Below are 23122 nucleotides of genomic sequence, written 5' to 3' on the forward strand. Positions count from 1 at the left end.
GCGATAGGGCCCTTACAGACAACGAAGATTAAAGCCCCTCCAACTCCGCCATCAAATCACTCAACCGATCCACCTTCTCGGCACTGATCTCGTTGCCCACCACCCCCTCGATATACTCGGCCAACTCCGCCACCGTGCTGCACTCGAACATCGCCCGCAACGGCACATCGCGCTGCAGCGTCTTCTGCACCCGCGAAGCAATCTGCGTGGCCAGCAGCGAGTGCCCGCCCAGTTCGAAGAAATTGTCCTGCACCCCGACCCGTTCGACCTTCAGCACCTCGGCCCAGATACCCGCCAACGTGGTTTCCAGTTCAGTGCGCGGCGCCACATAGTCCTGATTGTGCAACTGACCGATCTCCAGGACCGGCAGGGCCTTGCGGTCGAGTTTGCCGTTGGCATTCAGGGGCAGGCGTTCAAGCCATAGCCAATGCAGCGGCACCATGTATTCAGGCAGTTCGGCACGCAGGCGTTGCTTGATGCGCTCCAGCTGTTCGCTCGGGTCGAGCGTGGCATCGGCCGCCACCAGGTAGCCGACCAGATGCTTGCCGTTGATGCCCTCTTGCACACCCACCGCCGCGTCACGCACATGTGGTTGTTCATGCAGGCGCGCTTCGATTTCACCCAGTTCGATGCGGTAGCCGCGAATTTTCACCTGGTGGTCGATACGCCCGACATACTCCAGCACGCCATCGCTGCGACGCCGTGCCAGGTCGCCGGTACGGTAGAGCCGCTCACCAGGCGCGCCAAAGGGGTTGGGTACAAACACTTGGGCGGTGCGCAGCGGATCGCTGACATAGCCACGACCGACACCGGTGCCGGCGACGCACAACTCGCCCACCGCCCCTTGAGCCACCAGCTCTAAAGCGCCATCCAGCAGGTACAAGCGGTTGTTGTCGGTCGGCGTACCAATCGGCAGGTAAGTACCACGGGTCGAGGCCAGATCGACGCGGAAGAACGCCACATCATCTGAGCATTCCGCCGGGCCGTAGGCATTCACCAGACCAATCTGCGGGTAACGCAGCAGCCACTGATGGGCCAGCTCAGGTGGCATGGCCTCCCCGGTCGGCAGCATCCAGCGCAGGCCCTCGAGGCTGATACGCTCCTGGGCCAGCATGCCCTGGATCAGCGGCGGCACACTCTCCAGCACGGTGATGCCCTGTGCTTGAACGTGGGCGAGCAACCCTTGCGGATCATGGGCGATAGTATTGGGCACAATGTCCACCCGTGCGCCAAACAGCGGCGCGGCGAGGAACTGCCACACAGAAATATCGAAGCTTTGCGACGCGGTCTGGGCAATCACATCGGCATCGCTCAGGTCCAGGTACGGCACTTTGCTCAACTGGTTATTGAGCATGCCACGCTGTTCGACCATCACGCCCTTGGGCAAGCCGGTGGAACCCGATGTGTAGATCACGTAGGCAAGATTGTCCGGGCCGCTGTAGATACCTGGGTTTTCGCCACGGGCGGGCACTTCCTCCCACACCAGCAGTTGGCAATCAACCCCTTGCAGCAATTCGATGGCCTGCTCGCGGCACGCCTCGGTACACACCAGCAGCGGCGTGCGGCTCAGGTCGATGATGCGGCTCAGGCGCGGGCCGGGCAGCCCTGGGTCCAGCGGCAGGTAACCGGCACCGGCCTTGAAGCTGCCGATGATCATGCCGAGCAAGTCCAACCCACGTTCAGCCAGCAACGCCACCGGCTGGTCCAGGCTCACACCGGCCGCAATCAACGCGTGGCCCAGGCCGTTACTGCGACGGTTCAATTCGTCGTAGCTCCATTGCTGGTCCAGGCAACTGGCGGCGATGCGCTGCGGATGCCCTGCCACCTGGGCCTCGAACAGCTCGATGTAGCTCGTCTCCAGCGGATAGGCTTGCTCACTCTGATTACAGCCCGCCACCAGGAACTCGCGCTCCTGCTCGCCAATCAGCGGCAGCTCGGCCATGTCACCGTGGAAGCCCTGCACCAGCGCCAGCAACAGGCGCTTGAACTCAGCGAGCATGCCTTGCACGGTGCTTTCGTCGAAATAACGCTGGTCGTAGGACAGGTGCAAGCCGAGGTCATCGCCGGGATAGCACACGGCCGTCAGCGGGAAGTTGGTGTGGGTACGCCCGGAATCCGAGGTGGCGTTCAGGCTTTGCGCACGGTCCAGCACCGAGACTTCCACCGGCGCGTTCTCAAACACGAACAGGCTGTCGAACAGCGGCTGGCCCTTGGGCAATTCGCTGTGCTCCTGGATGGTCACCAACGGCAGGTATTCGTACTCGCGCAGTTGCATATTGCTGTCGAGCAAGGCGCTCAACCACTGGCGCACGCTGCACGTCTGGCCGTCATCGGGCAGTTTCACCCGCAGCGCGATACTGTTGATAAACAGCCCCACGGTGCGTTGCATCTCGGGCATGTCCACCGGGCGCCCGGCCACGGTGACGCCGAACAGCACGTCGCGATCGCCACTCAAACGCCGCAGCACCAGGGCCCACGCCGCCTGGGCGAAGGTGTTGACGGTGAGCTGATGCGCCTGGGCCAGTTCGCGCAGCTGCGCACCGTCGCGGGCATCCAGACGGGTGTAGCAGTCGCCCACCACCATGCCGCCGCTGCCACCGGCGTGTTCGCGCAGGAACGGGCGGTCGCTGGGGATCGGCGTGGCGCGCTCGAAGCCTTGCAAGTTTTGCTGCCACCACTGGCGCGCCTCGTTGAGGTCCTGGCGCTGCAGCCAGGCAATGTAGTCGCGATAGCGCGGTGGCGTCGCCAATTGCGCATCGCGGCCTTCGCCCAGGGCTGTGTAGATATCGAAGAAGTCATTCATCAGCAGCGAACGGCACCAGGCATCGATCAGGATGTGGTGGTTGCTCATCATGAACCAGTAGCGCGCCTCGCCCACGCGAATCAGGCGCAAGTGGAAAGGCGCCTGGTTGAGCAGGTCAAAACCGGCTTCGCGCTCGGCCTTGAGCAACGCTTGCAGGCGCGGCTCCTGCTCATCCTGCGGGTCGGCGCTCCAGTCCAGGTATTCAACCGGCGTGTTGCCGGGCTTGTGGATCACTTGCAGCATGTCTTCGCCGACGTTCCAGCAGAACGAGGCGCGCAAGGCTTCGTGACGGGCGATCACCGCTTGCCAGGCCTGGGCAAAACGCTCCGGGTCCAGGGCGCTGTTGATGCGGTAGCGGTCCTGCATGTAATACAGGCCCGTGCCGGGCTCCAGCAGGGTGTGCAGCAGCAAGCCCTCCTGCATCGGGGTCAGCGGGTAGACGTCTTCGATGGCGCTGGCCGGTACCGGCAAGGCGTCCAGTTGCACCTGGGTCAGGCGCGCCAGGGGGAAGTCGGACGGCGTGAGGCCGCCGGCATCGTCCTGCAGGCAATGGGCGATAAGGCTGTGCAATTCGGCCAGGTAAGCCTCGGCTAACTCGCGAATGCACTGTTGATCGTGGCGCTCGCGGCTGAAGGTCCAACGCAGCACCAGTTCACCGCCATACACCTGGCTGTCGATGCTCAGTTCATTGGGCAACGACGCATCCGGGTCATGGGCCAGGCCGGCGGATTCCTCCAGCGGATGGAACAGCGCATCAGTGCCAAAGCTCTGGTCGAACTGGCCCAGGTAGTTGAAGGTGACCTGCGCGCTCGGCAATGCGGCCATGCTCTGCTTGCACAGGTCATCGGCCAGGTAACGCAGCACGCCATAACCCAAACCTTTATGGGGCACGCCACGCAGTTGCTCCTTGATCGCCTTGATCGAGTCGCCTTGCTCGGCCTGCGGCGTCAGGCGCAACGGATAGGCACTGGTGAACCAGCCCACGCTGCGGGTCAGGTCGATGTCGTCGAACAAGGTTTCGCGGCCATGGCCTTCCAGTTGGATCAGTGCCGAGGCCTGCCCGCTCCAGCGGCACAGCACGCGGGCCAGGGCGGTCAGCAGCAGGTCGTTGACCTGGGTGCGATAGGCACTCGGCGCCTGTTGCAGCAACTGCCGGGTGCGCTCGGCATCCAGGCGCACGCTGACCGTTTCGGCATCGCTATTGCGCCGTGCACCTTGGGGACGCTGTACTGGCAAGGCCACGGCGGGGCCAGCCAATTGCGCTTGCCACAGGCTCAACTCTTCGCGCAGGGATTCACTGTGGGCATAGGCTTGCAAGCGCGCAGCCCAATCACGCAGCGCGCTGGTCTTGGCCGGCAGGCTGACGGACTGGCCTTCACTCAGTTGGCGATAAACGTTTTGCAGGTCTTCCAGCAACACGCGCCACGACACACCGTCCACCACCAGGTGATGGATGGCGATCAGCAAGCGTTGCTGGCCTTGCGGCCCGTCCACCAGCAAGGCACGCAACAGCGGCCCCTGTGCCAGGTCGAGGCTGCGCTGGGTATCGGTGAATAACGCCGTGCATGCCTGCATGTCGCGCACCTGAGCCTGCAGCAGCACGCCGCCTTCCGGCACGCCCAGGTGTTCGGCATGCCATTGCGCGCCACGCGGCGTAAAGCTCAAGCGCAGCGCGTCGTGGTGTTCCAGCACCGCCAGCAGCGCTTGCTCCAGGCGATGGGCGTCGAGCAGTTGCAGTGGCTTGAGCACCAATGCCTGGTTCCAGTGCTGGCGCGCCGGGATGTCGGTGTCGAAGAACCAGTGCTGGATCGGCGTGAGGCCCGAGGGGCCGGTCAGCAAACCTTGCTCGGCGGTGATGTGCTCCGAGCGGGTCGCCACGGCAGCCAGACTCTGTACCGTCTGGTGCTGGAACAGGTCACGGGGGCTGAAATGAATCCCGGCCTGGCGCGCACGGCTCACCACCTGGATCGACAGGATCGAGTCGCCGCCCAGTTCAAAGAAGTTATCGTCGAGGCCCACTTGCTCTACGTTCAGCACCGCGCACCAGATGGCAGCCAGGCTGTGTTCCAGCTCGCTGCGCGGCGCCACGTAGGCTTGGCGATTGGCCTCCGGGTCCGGCTCCGGCAAGGCGCGGCGGTCGAGCTTGCCGTTGGCGGTCAGCGGCATGCTCTGCAGCACGATCAGATGCGTGGGCACCATGTAGTCCGGTAGCTGCGCCTTGAGGTGCGCCTTCAACGCGTCGCGCAAGACGGCGTGCTCGGCATCGCTGACCAGGTACGCCACCAGCTGCTTGCCGCTCGGCGCATCCAGTGCCAGCACCACCGCTTCGCGCACGGCCTCGTGTTCGAGCAAGCGCGTTTCGATTTCGCCCAGCTCGATGCGAAAGCCGCGGACCTTCACCTGATGGTCGATGCGCCCCAGGTACTCCACCAGGCCATCGGCGCGTTGGCGTACCAGGTCGCCGGTGCGGTACAGGCGCCCGCCCTTGCCAGCAAACGGGTCTATGACAAAACGCTCCGCCGTCATCCCCGGCCGCTGGTGATAACCCAGGGCCAGGCCGGCGCCACCGATGTACAGCTCACCGCTGGCGCCCTGCGGCACCAGCGCCAGGTCGGCGTCGAGAATGTAAGCCACGCGCTCGCCGACGATGCTGCCGATCGGTACGCTGCCTGCGCCCTCCTCCAACTGCTCGGGCGCCAGGCTGGCCAGGGGCATCACCACGGTTTCGGTGGGGCCGTAGGCGTTGAAGAACAGCTGGGGCGTGAACGCTGCGCGGATGCGTTGCAGGTGTTCGCCGGTCAAGGCTTCGCCACCGGTGATGCACATACGCACCGGCAGCGTCTGTTGCTGGGTCGCCAGCCACTGCGCCAACTGGCTGCCGTAGCTGGGGGTGAAACCGAGCACATTGATGCGATGGGTACGGATCAGCGCGCAGATTTCCTCCGCATCCCACTGGCCCTGGGCGCGCAATACCACCCGCGCCCCGCACAGCAGCGGCACCAGCAAACGCTCGGTGGCGGCGTCGAAGTTGATCGAGTAAAAGTGCAGCTCGCAGTCATCCGGGCGCATGTCGAACCGCTCGATCACTGCCTGGCAATGCATGGCGATCTCACCGTGGGACACCACCACGCCCTTGGGCTTGCCCGTGGAACCCGAGGTGTAGATGAGGTACGCCTGGTGTTGCGCCAGACTCACGAACGGCAGCGTCTCGGTGGGGTAATTGGCCAGCACCGGCGAGTCATCCTCCAGGCACCAGCACGCCACCGTCGCCGGCAATTCACCAAGGGCTTCGAACAGGGCCGCATCACTGAGCAGCAGGCCGATGTCACTGTCTTCGATCATGTAGTGCAGACGGTCCAGCGGGTATTCCGGGTCCAGCGGCACATAGGCACCGCCGGCCTTGAGGATCGCCAGCAAACCGACGACCATTTCCAGCGAACGCGGCAGCGCCAGGCCCACGCGCACCTGCGGGCCCACGCCACGCTCGCGCAGCATCCAGGCCAGGCGGTTGGCGCGCTCATCCAGTTGCGCATAAGTGAGGGTCACACCGGCAAAGGTCAGCGCCGGGGCATCCGGCCGCTGGCTCGCCTGCTGGCTGAACAGTTGATGGATGCACTGGTCGAGGCGATGCTCGCCCTTCTCCACCCCCAGGCTGTCTTGCAAGGCGCGTTGCTCATCCGCGCTCAGCAACGGCAATTCGCTCAGACGCTGGCCGGGATCGGCGACCAACGCTTCGAGCAGGTTGCGCCAATGCTCGGCCATGCGCGCAATGCGTGGCTCGTCGAACAGGTCGGTGCTGTAGGTCAGGCAGCAACCCAGGCGATGGTCGAGGTCGGTGACTTCCAGGTTGAGGTCGAACTTGGTCGCCCGCGCATCGTTGGCCATGTACTCCACGGTCATGCCAGCCAGTTGGCGGCTTTGCTGGAATTCCCAGCGCTGCACGTTGCACATCACCTGGAACAACGGGTTGTACGCCGCGCTGCGCGGCGGTTGCAGGGCTTCCACCAAGTGGTCGAACGGCAGGTCCTGGTGGGACTGGCCCTCGATCACGGTATGACGCACCTGCTCGAACAACTCGCTGACCCGCATCTGCCCATTGAGCTGGCAACGCAGCACCTGGGTATTGAGGAACGCGCCAATCAAGCCTTCGCTTTCCGGACGGATACGGTTGGCCACTGGCGCGCCAATGCGCAGGTCGGTCTGGCCGCTGTAGCGGTAGAGCAACACCGCCAGGGTCGCGGTCATGGTCATGAACAGCGTGAGGCCGTGTTGGGCGTTGAAGCCACGCACGCGGGCGGCCAGCTCATCGCTCAAATCAAACCGGTACAGCTCGCCCCGGTGGCTTTGCACCGGTGGCCGCGGACGGTCGCCGGGCAGTTCCAGCAATGGGTGTTCGTTGCCCAGTTGGGCGGTCCAGTAGTCCAGCTGACGCTGGCGCTCACCGGCTTCCATCCACTGGCGTTGCCATACGCTGTAGTCAAGGTACTGCACCGGCAACGCTGGCAGCGGTGAGTCGCGCTCGTCGATAAAGGCTTCGTACAAGGCGCTGAGTTCACGGGCAAAGATGTCCATGGCCCAGCCTTCTGTGACGATATGGTGCAGGGTCAGCACCAGGTAATGTTCCTGCTCGCCGGCCTTGACCAGGCAGGCGCGCAACAGCGGCCCGGTTTCCAGGTTGAACGGCGTGTGCGCCTCGACATCGGCCAGTTGCTGCAAACGCTGCTGGCGCTGCGGCTCATCCAGCACGGAGAAATCCTGCCAGCCCATGCGCACATTGGTTTGCGACGAGACCTTCTGACAGGCCACACCGTCAACGCTTGGGAAAGTGGTGCGCAGGGTTTCATGACGCATGATCAAGGCTTGCAAGGCCGCCTCGAAACGCCCCACATCCAGCACCCCGCGCAGGCGCGCCATACCGCCAACGTTATAGGCCGGGCTGTCCGGTTCCATCTGCCAGAGGAACCACATGCGCTGCTGGGAATAGGACAAGGGTACCGGCTGGCTGCGGTCGGCCTTGGCGATGGCAGTCTGTTGGTTGCGCTGGCCCGCCGCCTGGATCAGCCCGACCTGCTGGGCAAAATCGCCCAGCTCGCTGGCTTCGAACAGGGTGCGCAGGGGCAGTTCGACGTCACAGGCCTGGCGGGTGCGGGAGATGATTTGCGTGGCCAGCAACGAGTGCCCGCCGAGTGCGAAAAAATCATCGCGCAGGCCGATGCGTGGCAGGCCAAGCACCTCGCGCCAGATCGCGGCGATTTGCAGTTGCAAAGGTGTGTGCGGTTCGACGTGTTCGCGGGTTTGCCATACCGGCTCTGGCAAGGCACGCCGGTCGAGCTTGCCGCTGGGGCTCAGGGGCATGGCGTCCAGGCGCATCAGCAGCGCGGGCACCATGTACTCCGGCAACTCGGCGGCCAGGGCGATTTTGACCCTTTGCTCATCCAGTTCGGTGTCGGCGGTGTAGTAGCCGATCAACTGTGCATCACGCACCAGCACCACGGCCTGGGCGATGCCGCCCAGGGCCAGCAGGCGCGCTTCGATTTCTTCCGGCTCCACCCGGAAACCTCGCAGCTTGACCTGCTGATCGAGGCGCCCGAGGTATTCGAGCACGCCATCGGCATTCCAGCGCGCACGGTCACCGGTGCGATACAAGCGGGTGCCCGCCGCGCCCAGGGGGTCGGCGACAAACCGTTCGGCCGTCAGCCCGGCACGGCCCAGGTAACCCCGCGCCAGGCCGATACCGCCGATGCACAATTCGCCCGGCACACCGGTCGGCAGCGGGTTGAGCTGCTCGTCCAGTACGCGGCAGATCACATTGCCCAATGGCCGGCCAATCGGCGAGCGCTCGCCATCCGAGGCAGCGCACTGCCAGTGGGTGACGTTGATCGCGGTCTCGGTCGGGCCATAGCGGTTGTGCAATTGCACCGCTGGCAAGCGCGCCAGTACGCGGTTACGCAGCTCGGCGGGCAAGGCTTCGCCGCCGGAGAACACACGACGCAGGCTGGTGCATTCGGCCACCAGCGGCTCGTCGATAAACAGCTGCAGCAGCGGCGGCACGAAGTGCAGCGTGGTCACCCCATGCTCCCGCACAAGCTGCGCGATACGGTGTGGGTCGCGATGTTCGCCCGGCCCGGCCAATACCAGGCGGCAGCCGGTAATCAACGGCCAGAAGCATTCCCACACCGACACGTCGAAACTGATCGGCGCCTTTTGCATCAGCACATCGGTTTCATTCAGTTGATAGGTGGCCTGCATCCATTGCAAACGCTCGGCAAGGGCGCCGTGGGTGTTGCCCACGCCTTTGGGTTGGCCGGTGGAACCGGAGGTGTAGATCACGTAGGCAAGATTATCGCCGTGCAGGTGCAAGCCTGGCGCCTGGGTGGGCCAGCTGTCGAGGTGCAGGCTGTCCATGGCAATCACGCACACGCCTTCGGCGCTGGGCAGGTGGGGGAGCAAGGCGGTCTGGGTGAGCAACAGTTGCACGCCGCTGTCCTTGAGCATGTAGGCCAGGCGCTCGGCGGGGTAATCCGGGTCCAGCGGCACGTAGGCGCCACCGGCCTTGATGATGGCGAGCAGGCCGATCAGCAGTTGCGGCGAACGCTCGGCGGCGATGGCCACGCACACGTCCGGGCCGACGCCTTTGTCGCGCAGGTAATGGGCCAGGCGGTTAGCCTGGGTGTGCAGTTGGGCAAAGGTCAGGCTGCCGTCCTGCCAGACCAGTGCGGTGGCGTCCGACGTTTGTTGGCTGAGCAGGTCGGGCAGCCAGCGTCGAGCCGGCGCGCAGGGTGCTTCACTCCAGGCCTGCTGTTCGTCGGCCTGCATCAACGGCAGGTCACCGATAGCGTGTTGCGGTTGCGCGCACACCGCGTGCAGCAGGTGAATGAAATGCTCGGCCAGGCGCTGGATGGTCGCGCAATCGAACAGCTCGTCGGCGTAGTCGAACGACAGGCTCAAGCGCCCATTGCGGTCTTCTTCGCTGTGCAGTTGCAGGTCGAACTTGGCTTCGCGGCTGTGCCAGGGCAACTCATCGGCCAGCAGGCCCGGCAGGCGGCGCAAGGCACTGAGGTCACGTTGCTGGTGGTTGAACATGACCTGGAACAGGCCCTGTTCGCGGGCCTGGGGGAAGGCTTCCAGCAGTTGCTCAAAGGGCAGGTCCTGATGGGCCTGGGCGGCCAATGTGGTCTCGCGAGTGGCGGCCAACAGCTGGTTGAACGGCAGGCGCCCGTCCAGCTCGGCGCGCAGCACCAGGGTGTTGATAAAGAAGCCGATCAGGCCCTGGGTTTCCTGGCGCGGGCGGTTGGCATTGGGCACGCCGATACGGATGTCGCGCTGGCCGCTGTAGCGATAGAGCAAGGTCTGGAACGTCGCCAGCAACAGCATGAACGGCGTCGTTTCATGGGCCTGGGCGGTCTGGCGGATCGCCGCACTGAGGCGCGCATCCAGGCGCTGGCTATGGCGCGAGGCGCTGTGCCGATGCTGGGCGGCACGCGGGTGATCGGTGGCCAGGTTCAGGGCTGGATGCTCGTCACCCAACTGCGCTTTCCAGTACGTCAGCTGTCGCTGGCCCTCGCCTTCGGCCAGCCATTGGCGCTGCCAGCTGCCGTAGTCGGCGTACTGCAAGGCCAACGGCGGCAGCTCCAGGGGCTGGCCTTGGGCGGCAGCGGCGTACAAGCGCGAGAACTCGTCGATCAGGATATTCAGCGACCAACCGTCGGCAATGATGTGGTGCAAGGTCACCAATAGCTGGTGCTCTTCATCGTCCAGGCGCACCAGGTTGACCCGCAGCAACGGGCCTTTTTCCAGGTTGAACGGGCTGCGCGCCTGGTCTTCGCGGACCTGTTGCGCACGGGCTTCGCGTTCGGTGTTGGGCAAGTCACTGAGGTCGATGACCGGCAGTTCGAAATCCGCCGTAGCCTCGACACGCTGGAACGCCTGGCCGTCGCGCTCGTAGAAGCGCGTGCGCAAGGCTTCATGACGCTGGATCAGTTGCTGGAAGCTGTGGCGCAGTGCGTCTTCATCCAGCTCGCCGCGCAGGTGCAAGGCGCCGGGAATGGTGTAGGCGCTGCTGTGGGGGTCCAATTGCCAGGTGATCCACAGGCGGTTCTGTGCCAGGGATTGAGGCAGGTCTTCTTGACGTGACAGCACGTGGATTGCGCCTTGGGCAACGCCGCCATCCTGTTGCAGCTGCGCGACGGCCGTGGCGAAGGCGGCGAGGGTCGGCGCTTCGAACAGCAGGCGCAGGTTCAGCTCCAGCCCCAGGCTTTCGCGCAGGCGGGCGACCACTTGGGTCGCGGTGATGGAGTTGCCCCCCAGCAGGAAAAAGTGATCGTCGCCCGCCACATGAGCCACTTGCAGTTGCTCGCACCAGATCGCCGCGATCTGCTGTTGCAGGTCCGATTCCAGCGCCACTTCGCTCGCCTGCCCCGGCTGCCCAGGGAACTGCGCGTAGCTGTCGAGGCTGCCATCGGCATGCCGAATCGCACAGGCGGCACGCTGCACTTTACCGCTGGAGGTCTTCGGCAAGGCGCCTGGGTTGAGCAGCACCACCACGCTCGGGGCTTGCTGGCAGGCCTCGGCCACCGCTTGGCGGATCGCCTTGATCAGCGCTTCGGGCGGCAGGATTTTTTGCACGCTGCGGCTGATTTCCGCCGCGATGCCGATGCCTTCCAGGCCCTGGTCATTGACCGCAAACGCGGCGACCCGGCCCTTGCGTACCACCTCCACTTCGCGCTCGATGGTCTGTTCGATGTCCTGGGGGTAGAGGTTATGGCCGCGCACGATCAGCAGGTCTTTCAGGCGCCCGGTGATGTACACCTCACCGTCGCGGATAAAGCCCAGGTCACCGGTGCGCAACCAGGTACGGCCAGCGTGCTGGACGAAGGTCTTGGCGCTGGCTTCGGGGTTGCGCCAGTAGCCGTGGGCGATGCTCGGGCCCGTGGCCCAGAGTTCACCGACGCACTGGTCGGGCAGCTCGGTGAGCGTGTGCGGGTCGGCGATCAGCACGGCGTGGTCCGGCTGGCTGGTGCCGCAACTCATGATCGCAGGGCCCTGCCCCGGTTCGGCGCGGTTGGCGGCCAGCGCCTGTTCGTCCAGGCGCAGGGCGGGAATGCCATGGCCACGGGTGCCGCCGGCGACAAACAGGGTGGCTTCGGCCAGGCCGTAGGAGGCGAAGAAATTATTCGGGGTGAAACCACAGGCGGCGAATTTTTCCGCGAAGCGTTCCAGGGTGTCGAGGCGGATCGGCTCGGAACCCGAATAGGCCACGCGCCAGCGGCTCAAATCCAGGCGCTCCAGGGCCGACTCACTGACCCGTTCGCTGCACAGGCGGTAGGCGAAGTCCGGGCCACCGCTGATGGTACCGCCGTATTCGCTGATCGCCTCCAGCCAGCGCAAGGGCCGGCCGAGGAAGTAGGCCGGCGACATCAACACGCAGGGCACGCCGCTGAAGATCGGTTGCAGCAGGCCGCCGATCAGGCCCATGTCGTGGTACAGCGGCAACCAGCTGACGATCACGTCATCGGGGTTGAGGTCGATGCCAAAACCACGGCGGATCAGCACTTCGTTGGCCACCAGGTTGCCGTGGCTGACTTGCACGCCCTTGGGCAACGCGGTGGAGCCGGAGGTGTATTGCAGGAACGCAATATCGTCGGCCTTGAGGTCGGGCGCGACCCACTGGTCGGCCTGCTGCGCATCCAGGGTATCCACGCTCAACACCGGCGGTGCGTTTTCAATCTGCGCCAGGCCCTCGCTGAGGCTGGCAATGGTCAACAGCAGCCGCGGCTCGGCATCGCTGATGATCGACAGCAGACGCTCCTGGTGATGACGGCGCGTGGATTCCGGCGGATACGCCGGCACCGCGATCACCCCGGCGTACAGGCAACCAAAGAACGCCGCCACATAGTCCGGGCCACTCGGGAACAGCAACACCGCACGCTCGCCCAGGCCAGCGTTGGCTTGCAAGGCGGCGGCGATGGTGCGGGCGCGTTGGTCGAGGTCGCGATAACTGAGCACCACACTGTGCTCGGCGCTCTCGGCGAGGAAGCGCAACGCCACCTGGTCCGGCGTCTGCGCAGCACGCTGTTGAAGGGACTGGACCAGGGTACGGGGGAGTTCGAAGGCGTCCATCATGGGGTTCCTGCCTGAAATCGGCTTACGGGGAATTCGGGAAGTCGGTGGGGTTCAGCCGGCGACGAGTTGCCGCGCCGCGCCAATGCGCCAGCGGGCCAGGTGCTCGTCGGCATAGCGACGCACGCAGCGCAGCACGGCGCTTTCGTGCTGCACGAGGAAGAAGTGGTGGCCGTCAAACATGTCCAGGGAGAACCCACTGGCGGCGTCGAGCTGCCAGTCGAGCAACTGGTCGGCACGCACGCTGTCTTGCTTGCCACCCAACACATGGATCGGCAGCGCCAGGGGCTGGCGCTCGCCATAGGTGAAACTGCCGCACAGCAGGAAATCAGCGCGCAGGATCGGCAACATCAGTTGCATCAGCTCGGGGTTGGCCAGGGCTTCTTCGGCGGTGCCCTGCAATTCGCGCAGGCGGGCGATGAGTTGGGCATCGGTTTTTTCGACGGCGTACTCGCTCACATCACGACGCGCCGGGCCAGCCGTGCCGGACGCGAACAACGCCAGGGGCGCAGGCAGATTGCGTGCGCTCAAGGCGTGAGCCAATTCAAACGCCAACAGCCCGCCAAGGCTGTGGCCGAACAAGGCATAGGGGCCATCGAGATCACGGCTGATTTCTTCAGCAAGCTGCGCGGCCAAGGCCTTGATATCGCGCTGCAACGGCTCGTCCATGCGCATGCCGCGTCCCGGCAATTCCAGCGGGCACACTTGCAGCCAGTCCGGCAGAACCCGGCGCCAGCGAGCGTAGACCGAGGCGCTGGCGCCTGAGTGGGGCAGGCAAAACAGGCGCAGCCGCAGGGACGTACTCATCCCGCGAGGACTCCGAACTGAAACACGCTCAATGCACGATAAAAACCCATCTGGTCCTCCTGCGGGTGCTGATCCTTGGCCGTTGTACTAACGAACCTGTCACCCATGAGAACGGACGGAGCCTGCAAATAATTAGTCGCCGGGGGCGAGCGAGACGTGGTTCACACCTTCGCCCAAGGCATAAGATTAGTTCGCCTTCTCATTTGACAATCATTATCATTAAGCATAATTTGTTGCCCGATGTGTAGGAGGCCTCAGCAGGGAAGCCCTCCCCTAACCTATTCGCAGCAAGGTGATTTCCATGACGGAACAAGTATCCACAGGCAGGTGCGATTCACCCCTTCTCCAGGCGTTCGTCGACAATCGACTGATTCTGGTGAAGATCGCGGCCCGTATCACCGGGTGCCGCTCCCGCGCCGAAGACGTGGTGCAGGACGCCTACTTCCGGCTGCAGTCGGCGCCGACCATCACCTCATCGTTCAAGGCCCAACTGAGTTATCTGTTCCAGATCGTGCGCAACCTGGCGATCGATCATTACCGCAAGCAGGCCCTGGAGCTCAAATACTCCGGGACCGAGGAGGAAGGCTTGAATGTGGTTATTCACGGCGCTTCACCGGAAACCTCCCACATCAATTTCAACACCCTGGAAAACATCGCCGACGCCCTGACGCAACTGCCCCAGCGCACCCGTTACGCGTTCGAGATGTACCGCCTGCATGGCGTGCCGCAAAAAGACATTGCCAAGGAGCTTGGGGTGTCTCCGACCTTGGTGAACTTCATGATTCGCGATGCGCTGGTGCACTGCCGCAAGGTGTCGGGCAGTCATAGCGATACGTTTGCGCGGCGGATTTGAATATCCCTCTGATCGTTCCCCCTCAAGGGAACGATCGATTTCAAGATTTTGAGTAAAGAAAGGCAGCGAACGCATTTATTTTCAGGGTTTGATCCACATACTGAAAAAGTCCAAAAAACTATAGTCACGAGCGTGCACAACCATAGTCTTGATCCCCGCCGCGGAACTGAAATCGGCCCAGACATTCGACCAGCCTGTCAGCTCCAGATCATCAATCAATTTGCCTTGCTCATCGTATAATTCGCAACGCAGGTAAAAGTGAACCCACGTGATCGCGAACTTCAAACGGGTCAATGGGTTGGCAAACGTAATTTTCATCTGTTGTTGATCAACATCAGAATGAATATTTCTACACAGAGCGATAGATTGCCCAAAGCGCATGCCAGGTAGAATATTCTGATACCCGTCAATCCCGGCCTGCCCATTAGAGTTCGGCAATAAATCAATCGTCAACGAGTTAACGGTTACTTGGCCGCCGGCCGTAATCAACTGATGTGGCGCCGCTTCGAAGTCCTCTGTTTCAAGACGCAATTGCTCAATCTGGCGAATCTGATAGATATAACGACGCAACTCCGTAGCCGAGTTTTTATCAGGCTTCCTCTTATAGTTCAGATAACAGACATAGGTAAGCCCAGAATAGTCCTGAAACAAATGTAGGAAGTCCCGATCAATAATCTCCGTTATTCCCGAAACCGCTTCCTCAGCTGTCAACGACCGCCCTTGAATCAGATGATATAGGATCGGTTTTCCGTCGACATCCAAACCTTCAATATCCACCCATATGAGCATCCCTTCCTCGGCATAGGGCGGAACGCCCATAGTGACTCGAACAGGACCACGAATTTCCCTGAGATCCAATACATTCTCTTTGGCCTGGGGCATGAACGGTAGAGGTAGATCTTTATCGAGCAGGCGCTGAATCCTAAGTTTCAGCGTCAAAGAGGTCACACTTATCTTCCCGCTGGTCACGGTGTAGGTAATATAAACATCTGAGTCGATACGTGGACCTATAATATCTTCAGTGAGGAAAAAGTGAACATAACCCTTGGCACTATCACCCCACAGGGGAGGTAGAACAACATCGTTCAAGCCTTCCGCAGCGATCGTCACCGTGATTTCATGGCCATCCTCCATGTCGGGGTATTTAACTTCAAGCGTAAACCTCCAAGGGCTTACCCCCACAGCAGGAATGGGATACAACTGAACGCCACCAATCGCTTCAAGTACTGTGGGCGCTGGCGGCTCTGAATTAAATTTGCAAATACTATTATTTGAAATAACCGAAGTAGAACTCATGTCATTGTCTCCCGCTGTTGAGAAGTTAAATCCGACAACAGACAAAGAGCTTGAGCTGAGCGCAGATGATTATCTACTGTCAGATCTGACAGTACTTCGACAATCCCGACAAACGGTAATAGCCACCCTGAAGCGGCATGAATCCCCTTCGTCGATGTAACACGCTGGCAGTGTGGCGTGAGAGGAGTGACAGCGCAGGATGCGCCAGAACGCGTGAAAACCTTAGCGCTTGGGCATCACATCAATGCGATACGGCTCGAAAATCTTCAACATCTGGCCATTATCACGCAGCCCCTTGAGCAACCCGGCAAACGCCGGCCCGGTGATCGGGCCTTGGGCCGTAGAAGCGCGTAATGGTGATACACCTGGTCAATGCGCTCCGACACCAGGAATTACCGCGCCATGTCCGCGTTGCGCACCATGAAGTCACTCAGGTACGAGCGGGGTGACCCGCACGATATCCACATACCTAGCAGGTTGCTGTCATCGCGACTTCGAATCGCCCAGACAAACGGTAAGCTCTGCTCTCAGCCTGGGAGCCACTCGTCGGGCACCTGAAAAACCCGGTAATTCTAACAGTATCCGCCACAATTGATTTTGGTTTTACTCGCCAAGTCCCAAATGCCGCGCGAGCAAAATTTGGTCGTTAACCAATGAATGGAGCGTTGAACAATGTCAAATAAGACCACGAAAGATAACACTGATCTCAGCGAAGATTTCGATACTTTACCCCCCAAATAAATAAAAAAGGGGGAAGACATTATTGCGAAAAAACTAATAATCAACTTCTTAGACGGATTTGGAAAAGCTGGAATCAAAAAATACAGCAACGTTCCTGGCATGCATGTTGGGAATGTTTTCGCACTGTGTATTGACCAGCATAACGTAGCGCATACGCAACATCTGAAATTTCACTTTGGCCAATACATTAATGATATAGAGTTCGCCCTCACCTGGTTGCACAAAAAAGCCACCATTGGCGCTTATGACAGAGATGACACCCTCTTGAATGAACAGGTATTTCTAGGTTCTGATGAGGCGGGCGGCAAATTAAACCATTGGGTAAAATTCACTAAACCTGAAGACAAAAACATGTTTTATATTAAAATATCGGTTAGCGACTATTGCTTTGTTGACTTCTTTAAAGCAACCCCCGCTTGGTAAGAGTAGCGCCTCAATTGATCAGTGAGCTTTTCAAGCCAGTTGTTCAGGTAGAACGATACCTTATCGTCGTACTGGCTGATGGCTTGTGAAGCTTTCGGGGGGCCTTAAGTAGCTCATCGTAGATCCCTCAATACCCCGCCATCACATCGATTCGGTACGGCTCGAAAATCTTCAACATCTGGCCATTATCACGCAACCCCTTGAGCAACCCGGCAAACGCCGGCCCGGTGATCGGGGCCTTGGGCCGTAGAAGTGCGTAATGGTGATACACCTGGTCAATACGCTCCGACACCAAAAACTGCCCCGCCATGTCCGCGTTGCGCACCATGAAATCACTCAGGTACGAACGGGTAACCAGCGCAATATCCGCACGCCCACGAGCAACCATCAGCAGATTACTGTCATGGGAATAGGTCAACGTCGCGTTGAAACGCTCGGCCATGTTCTTGGGATCGGAATTGAAGTCAGCAAAGGCATAGTGATACCCGCTGAATACCGCCAGGCGCTTGCCGGTAAGGTCGGAAAAATAACTCTGGTCGCGCCCGGGCTGACGCTGAGCGACAAAAATCTCCGCATCTTCCAACCCCATATCAACACTGGTATGGGCAATATTCTGCCAACCCCAGGCCGGGTTTTCGAAGATGGCCATGTCGACCCGGCCTTGCTCGAAGTCACGAAAACGCCGGGGGATCGAGGTGGGCACCACCACAAACTGGTAGTCGGTTTGCGCAGCGTTCAACGCCTCGACCAATTGCGGCAGCAAACCGGAGTCGGCACCTTGTTCGGGGCGCACGGTGTAGGGCGGAAAATGCGCCGCGCCGATTCTCACCAACTGCGCGGCACCGGCCTGCGTCCACGCGGCGGTGCCCAGTGCCCATAAAGTCAGTCCTGCAGCCAGCCGCCATGGCGAAAACATCGAGGCACACACCGTTGAAGAGTTCAATGCCGATAAGCTAGGCGTTTTTACTGGGGGAGACAACTTTCGCCAGCAAATTAATAACTTGCGCCTCAGTCCGACTTCAGCACCATCAACAAGGCCTCTTCGGCCAGCTCTTCAAGGGTCAGGCTGCCTTGAGCGCGAAACCAGGTGGTGGTCCAGGACAAGGCGCCGGTGAGGAAGCGCCGGGTGATAAACACATCGCCCCGGATGTAGCCAGCGGCCTTGGCCTCGCCCAGCACCTGCAACCAGATCTGCTCATACACGTCACGCAGGGCCAGCACGTGCGCCTGGCCTTCGGCCGACAGCGAGCGCCATTCGTAGACCAGCACCGCCATGGCCTCGCCACTGCCACCCATGATCGACTGCAACTCGCAGCGGATCAGCGCCAGCACGCGTTCGCGCACCGTGCTCGCCTCCTCCAGTGAAGCGCGCATCATCGCGGTGTTGTAATGGATGGTTTCCTCCATCACCGCACGCAATATCTCATCCTTGCTCTTGAAGTGATGAAAGATGCTGCCGGACTGGATGCCCACGGCGCTGGCCAGATCTCGCACGGTGGTGCGCTCGAACCCCTTGTTGCGAAACAGATGAGCCGCGGTTTGCAGCAACTTGCCGCGGGCGCTCTCGGGGTCCGTCAATTGGCCACCATCGACCATGGTGCGCATCACCCCCAGGGCTTTGTGCTCATCCATGCTGCTCTCCTTCACGTCTGTCGTCTTGGCCGGCAATTTAGGCCGTGACTGCCACCCAAGCAAGCGCTTGGGTAAAACTTGTGTCTGGAGTTTACAAACCAAGCGCTTGCTTGGTAGTCTCGGCACCAGCCCTTGGAGGAAGGATTTCTCATGAGTAAGACGGTACGTATCGGCTGCGCCAGCGCGTTCTGGGGCGACACCTGCACCGCCGCCGCCCAATTGGTGCAGGGCGGCGCCTTGGATTACCTGGTGTTCGACTACCTGGCGGAAGTCACGATGTCGATCCTCGCCGGTGCCCGCCTGAAAGACCCCAAGGCCGGTTACGCCACGGATTTTGTCGAGGTGCTTACGCCGTTGCTGGCGGATATCCAGCGCCAGGGCATCCGGGTGATCAGCAATGCCGGCGGTATCAACCCCCAGGCCTGCGCCGCCGCCCTGCAAGCGGCCTGCGACAACGCGCACATCCCGCTGAAAATCGCCGTGTTGCTCGGCGATGACCTGCACCCTCAACTCAAACACCTGTCGCCTGTCACCGATATGTTCAACGGCGCCCCCCTGCCGCCCCTGTGCGTGTCCGCCAATGCCTACCTCGGCGCACCGGGCATTGCCCAGGCGTTGGGGCTCGGCGCCGATATTGTCATCACCGGCCGGGTGGTCGACAGCGCCGTGGTCAGCGCGGCACTGGTGCACGAATTCAACTGGTCGTGGCAGGACTACGATCACCTGGCCCAGGCCGCCCTGGCCGGGCATATCATCGAATGCGGCGCCCAATGCACCGGCGGTAACTTCACCGACTGGCGTGACGTGCCCGACTACGAACACATCGGCTTCCCTATCGTCGAAGTCAGCGCCGACGGCCAGTTCACCGTCAACAAGGTCGAAGGCAGCGGCGGGCTGATCAGCGAACTCAGCGTGGCCGAACAACTGCTGTATGAAATCGGTGACCCGCGCGCCTATATGCTGCCGGATGTGATCTGCGATTTCAGCCAGGTCAAACTGCAGCAACAAGGCAAACACGCGGTGCGCCTGCACGGCGCCAAGGGCCTGCCACCCACCGACCAGTACAAGGTCAGCGCCACCTACCCCGATGGCTTTCGCTGCACCGCCAGTTGCCTGCTCGCTGGCATCGACGCGGTGGCCAAGGCTGAGCGGGTCAGCCAGGCGCTCATCAACAAGACTTCGCAGCTGTTCAGCCAGCGCGGCTGGGCACCTTACACCGACGTCAATATCGAACTGCTCGGCAGCGAAGCCACCTACGGCGCCCACGCCCGGCGTGCGGATTGCCGTGAAGTGGTGGTGAAGCTGGCGGTGCGGCACCCGAGCAAGCAGGCGCTGGTGCTGTTCGCCCGCGAGATCGCCCAGGCGGCCACCGGCATGGCACCGGGGCTGACCGGCATTGTTGGCGGGCGGCCGACGGTGTATCCGCTGATCCGGCTGTTTTCGTTCCTGGTCGACAAATCACGGTGTAGCGTCGCCATCGAGTACCAAGGCCAGCGTTATGCCGTTGAGCTGCCCGTCTTGACGCCACTGCTCGCGCCCGCTGCGCCCATCGAGCCGGCCAAGCCCCAGGGCCGTGCCGACGCCAGTGTGCCGCTGGTGAAACTCGCCGTGGCGCGCTCCGGTGACAAGGGCAACCACAGCAATATCGGCGTGATCGCCCGCCACCCGGACTACCTGCCGTGGATCGCCGAAGCCCTGACCCCGGAGGTGATCGTCGACTGGATGGACCACGTGCTCGACCCGATCCATGGCCGCGTCGAACGCTGGTACTTGCCCGGCAGCCACAGCCTCAACTTCCTGCTGGAAAACGCCCTGGGCGGCGGCGGCATCGCCAGTTTGCGCATCGACCCCCAAGGCAAAGCCTTCGCCCAGCAACTGCTGGAAATCCCCATCGCCGTACCCCAGCACATTGCCGATCAACTCACCTAAGGGACCGTTGCCGTGGCCTTCGACTCGATCTTCAAAGCCGACCTGTTCCAGGGGCAAACCCTGATCGTCACCGGCGGCGGCAGTGGCATTGGCCGCTGCACCGCCCACGAACTGGCAGCCCTTGGCGCCCGCGTGATCCTGGTGGGGCGCAAGCCGGACAAGTTGCAGCAGGTAGCCAAGGAAATTACCCAAGACGGCGGCGTCGCCCATTGGCAGGCCTGTGACATCCGCGATGAAGAAGCGGTGAAGGCACTGGTCACGCAAGTTCTGCACGACCACGGCCCCATCCATGGCCTGGTGAATAACGCCGGCGGCCAATACCCGTCGCCACTGGCCGCGATCAATCAGAAGGGCTTTGAAACCGTACTGCGCACCAACCTGGTGGGCGGTTTCCTGATGGCGCGGGAAGTGTTCAACCAGTCGATGAGCAAGCACGGTGGCGCGATCGTCAACATGCTCGCCGACATGTGGGGCGGCATGCCTGGCATGGGCCACTCCGGCGCGGCGCGCTCCGGCATGGACAACTTCACCAAGACCGCCGCGTTTGAGTGGGGCTATGCCGGGGTGCGCGTCAACGCCGTGGCGCCTGGCTGGATTGCCTCCAGCGGCATGGACACCTACGAAGGCGCCTTCAAGGCGGTGATTCCCACCCTGCGTGAGCATGTACCGCTCAAGCGCATCGGCACCGAGTCGGAAGTCAGCGCGGCCATCGTCTTCCTGCTCAGCCCGGCTGCGGCCTTTATCAGCGGCACCACCCTGCGCATCGACGGCGCCGCCAGCCTGGGCAGCCGCGCATGGCCGCTGCACCAGGCGCAGGCACCGAGCGAGCCGTTCAATGGATTCCACCGCGCCTACCTGCCGGATGTGCTCAAGACGGAGCAATAACCGCATGCCGATGATTGAAAGTCTGATCGATCCCCACAGCCCACAGTTCGCGCAAAACCGCGAAGCCATGCTGGCGTCCATCGCCCAGTTGCGCCAACTGGAACACAACCTGCTGGCCAAGGCCCAGGAAGCCAAGCCCAAGTTCGACAAGCGCGGCCAATTGCTGCCCCGTGAGCGCCTCAGCCTGCTGCTGGACCCCGGCGCGCCGTTCCTGGAGCTGGCCAGCCTGGCCGGCTACAAACTCCACGACGACAAAGATGGCAGTGCCGCCGGGGGTGGGCTGATCGCCGGCATCGGCTATGTCAGCGGCGTGCGCATGCTGGTGGTGGCCAACAACAGCGCGATCAAGGGCGGCACCATTTCCCCTTCCGGGCTGAAGAAATCCCTGCGCCTGCAACAGATCGCCATGGAGAACAAATTGCCGGTGGTGACCCTCGCCGAAAGCGGCGGCGCCAACCTCAACTACGCCGCCGAGATTTTCGTTGAAGGTGCGCGCAGCTTTGCCAACCAGGCGCGCATGTCGGCCATGGGCTTGCCGCAGATCACCGTGGTGCACGGCTCGGCCACGGCCGGCGGTGCGTATCAGCCGGGCCTGTCGGATTACGTGGTGGTGGTGCGCGGCAAGGCCAAGCTGTTCCTCGCCGGGCCACCGTTGCTCAAGGCCGCCACCGGCGAAATCGCCACCGATGAAGAACTGGGGGGCGCGCAGATGCACGCGCAAACCGCCGGCACCGCTGAGTACTTGGCCCAAGACGATGCCGACGGCGTGCGCATCGTGCGTGAAATTGTGGGCCTGCTGCCCTGGAATGACCGCTTGCCGCACGCGCCACAACGCGCCTATCGCGAACCGCTGTACCCGATTGAAGAGCTGTTGGGGCTGATTCCCGACGACCCGAAAAAACCCTACGACGTGCGCGAGATCCTGGCGCGCCTGGCCGACGGTTCGAACCTGCTGGAATTCAAGGGCGAGTTCGACCCCCACACCGTCTGCGCCCATCTGCATATCCAGGGGCGCGCCGTGGGGGTGATCGGCAATAACGGCCCCATCACCCCGAAGGGCGCGAGCAAGGCCGCGCAGTTTATCCAGCTGTGCGACCAGAGCCGTACGCCGCTGCTGTTCTTGCATAACACCACCGGCTTCATGGTGGGCACCGAGTCGGAACAGCAAGGGGTGATCAAGCACGGCGCGAAGATGATCCAGGCGGTGGCCAATGCCCGTGTGCCTAAACTCACCATCGTGGTCGGTGGTTCCTACGGTGCCGGCAACTACGCAATGTGCGGCCGCGGCCTGGACCCGCGCTTTATCTTCGCCTGGCCCAACAGCCGCACCGCGGTGATGGGCGGTGCACAAGCGGGCAAGGTGCTGCGCATTGTCACCGAGGCCAAGCAACTCAAGGACGGCCTGGTGCCTGACCCCAAGGTGCTCGACATGCTCGAACAGGTCACCGCGCAGAAGCTCGACAGCCAGTCCACCGCCCTCTACGGCAGCGCCAACCTGTGGGACGACGGGCTGATTGACCCACGGGATACCCGCACCTTGCTCGGATTTTTGCTGGATATCTGTCACGAAGCCGAACTGCGGCAACTGCAACCGAACAGCTTTGGTGTGGCGCGTTTCTAATCAGGAGAACAAT

10 protein-coding genes and 1 pseudogene are annotated in these 23122 nt (G+C 62.2%); 5 read left to right on the top strand and 6 right to left on the bottom strand.

All coding sequences use genetic code 11. The features are described from left to right. Positions 1 to 28: 28 nt before the first annotated feature. Positions 29 to 12925 carry a non-ribosomal peptide synthetase gene (locus BUE92_RS26340; RefSeq protein WP_073527065.1) on the bottom strand — a complete coding sequence of 4299 codons (12897 nt, stop codon included), beginning with the start codon at positions 12923 to 12925 and terminating at the stop codon, positions 29 to 31. Between the two features lie 51 nt (positions 12926 to 12976). Continuing rightward, positions 12977 to 13729 (bottom strand): thioesterase II family protein, encoded by a 753-nt coding sequence (locus BUE92_RS26345; RefSeq protein ID WP_073527066.1) that lies wholly within the window; start codon positions 13727 to 13729, stop codon positions 12977 to 12979. 301 nt (positions 13730 to 14030) lie between these two features. Between BUE92_RS26345 and BUE92_RS26350 the strand changes: the two genes are divergently transcribed. Continuing rightward, positions 14031 to 14582 (top strand): RNA polymerase factor sigma-70, encoded by a 552-nt coding sequence (locus BUE92_RS26350; protein ID WP_073527067.1) that lies wholly within the window; start codon positions 14031 to 14033, stop codon positions 14580 to 14582. 81 nt (positions 14583 to 14663) lie between these two features. On the opposite strand, the gene BUE92_RS26355 is transcribed toward BUE92_RS26350, so the two are convergent. Continuing rightward, a complete protein-coding gene (locus BUE92_RS26355; RefSeq protein WP_143170036.1) occupies positions 14664 to 15878 on the bottom strand; it encodes a hypothetical protein in 1215 nt (404 codons plus the stop codon). Between the two features lie 222 nt (positions 15879 to 16100). Next, a pseudogene (locus tag BUE92_RS29145) lies at positions 16101 to 16321 on the bottom strand (amino acid ABC transporter substrate-binding protein); the annotation flags it as partial. 397 nt (positions 16322 to 16718) lie between these two features. On the opposite strand from BUE92_RS29145, the gene BUE92_RS26365 reads away from it, so the two are divergent. Beyond that, positions 16719 to 17042: a hypothetical protein gene (locus BUE92_RS26365; protein WP_073527069.1), complete on the top strand. Its 324-nt coding sequence runs from the start codon at positions 16719 to 16721 to the stop codon at positions 17040 to 17042. Positions 17043 to 17169: 127 nt separating this feature from the next. Here the strand turns inward: BUE92_RS26365 and BUE92_RS26370 are convergent, their stop codons facing one another. After that, positions 17170 to 17958 (bottom strand): substrate-binding periplasmic protein, encoded by a 789-nt coding sequence (locus BUE92_RS26370; RefSeq protein ID WP_073527070.1) that lies wholly within the window; start codon positions 17956 to 17958, stop codon positions 17170 to 17172. 92 nt (positions 17959 to 18050) lie between these two features. Continuing rightward, on the bottom strand, positions 18051 to 18674 hold the full coding sequence (locus BUE92_RS26375) for a TetR/AcrR family transcriptional regulator (RefSeq protein WP_034126813.1): 624 nt from the start codon (positions 18672 to 18674) through the stop codon (positions 18051 to 18053). 150 nt (positions 18675 to 18824) lie between these two features. Here BUE92_RS26375 and BUE92_RS26380 point away from each other — a divergent pair, with 150 nt between their 5' ends. The 3 genes from BUE92_RS26380 to atuC are packed head-to-tail and all read left to right on the top strand — an operon-like array spanning position 18825 to position 23109. Continuing rightward, a complete protein-coding gene (locus BUE92_RS26380) occupies positions 18825 to 20603 on the top strand; it encodes an acyclic terpene utilization AtuA family protein (RefSeq protein WP_073527071.1) in 1779 nt (592 codons plus the stop codon). 12 nt (positions 20604 to 20615) lie between these two features. Beyond that, a complete protein-coding gene (locus tag BUE92_RS26385) occupies positions 20616 to 21488 on the top strand; it encodes an SDR family oxidoreductase (RefSeq protein ID WP_073527072.1) in 873 nt (290 codons plus the stop codon). Between the two features lie 4 nt (positions 21489 to 21492). Continuing rightward, a complete protein-coding gene (atuC, locus tag BUE92_RS26390) occupies positions 21493 to 23109 on the top strand; it encodes a geranyl-CoA carboxylase subunit beta (protein WP_073527073.1) in 1617 nt (538 codons plus the stop codon). Positions 23110 to 23122 lie beyond the last annotated feature (13 nt).

Origin of the sequence: Pseudomonas fluorescens (assembly GCF_001902145.1) — a bacterium.
In the GTDB taxonomy this organism is placed as follows: Bacteria; Pseudomonadota; Gammaproteobacteria; order Pseudomonadales; family Pseudomonadaceae; genus Aquipseudomonas; species Aquipseudomonas fluorescens_BV.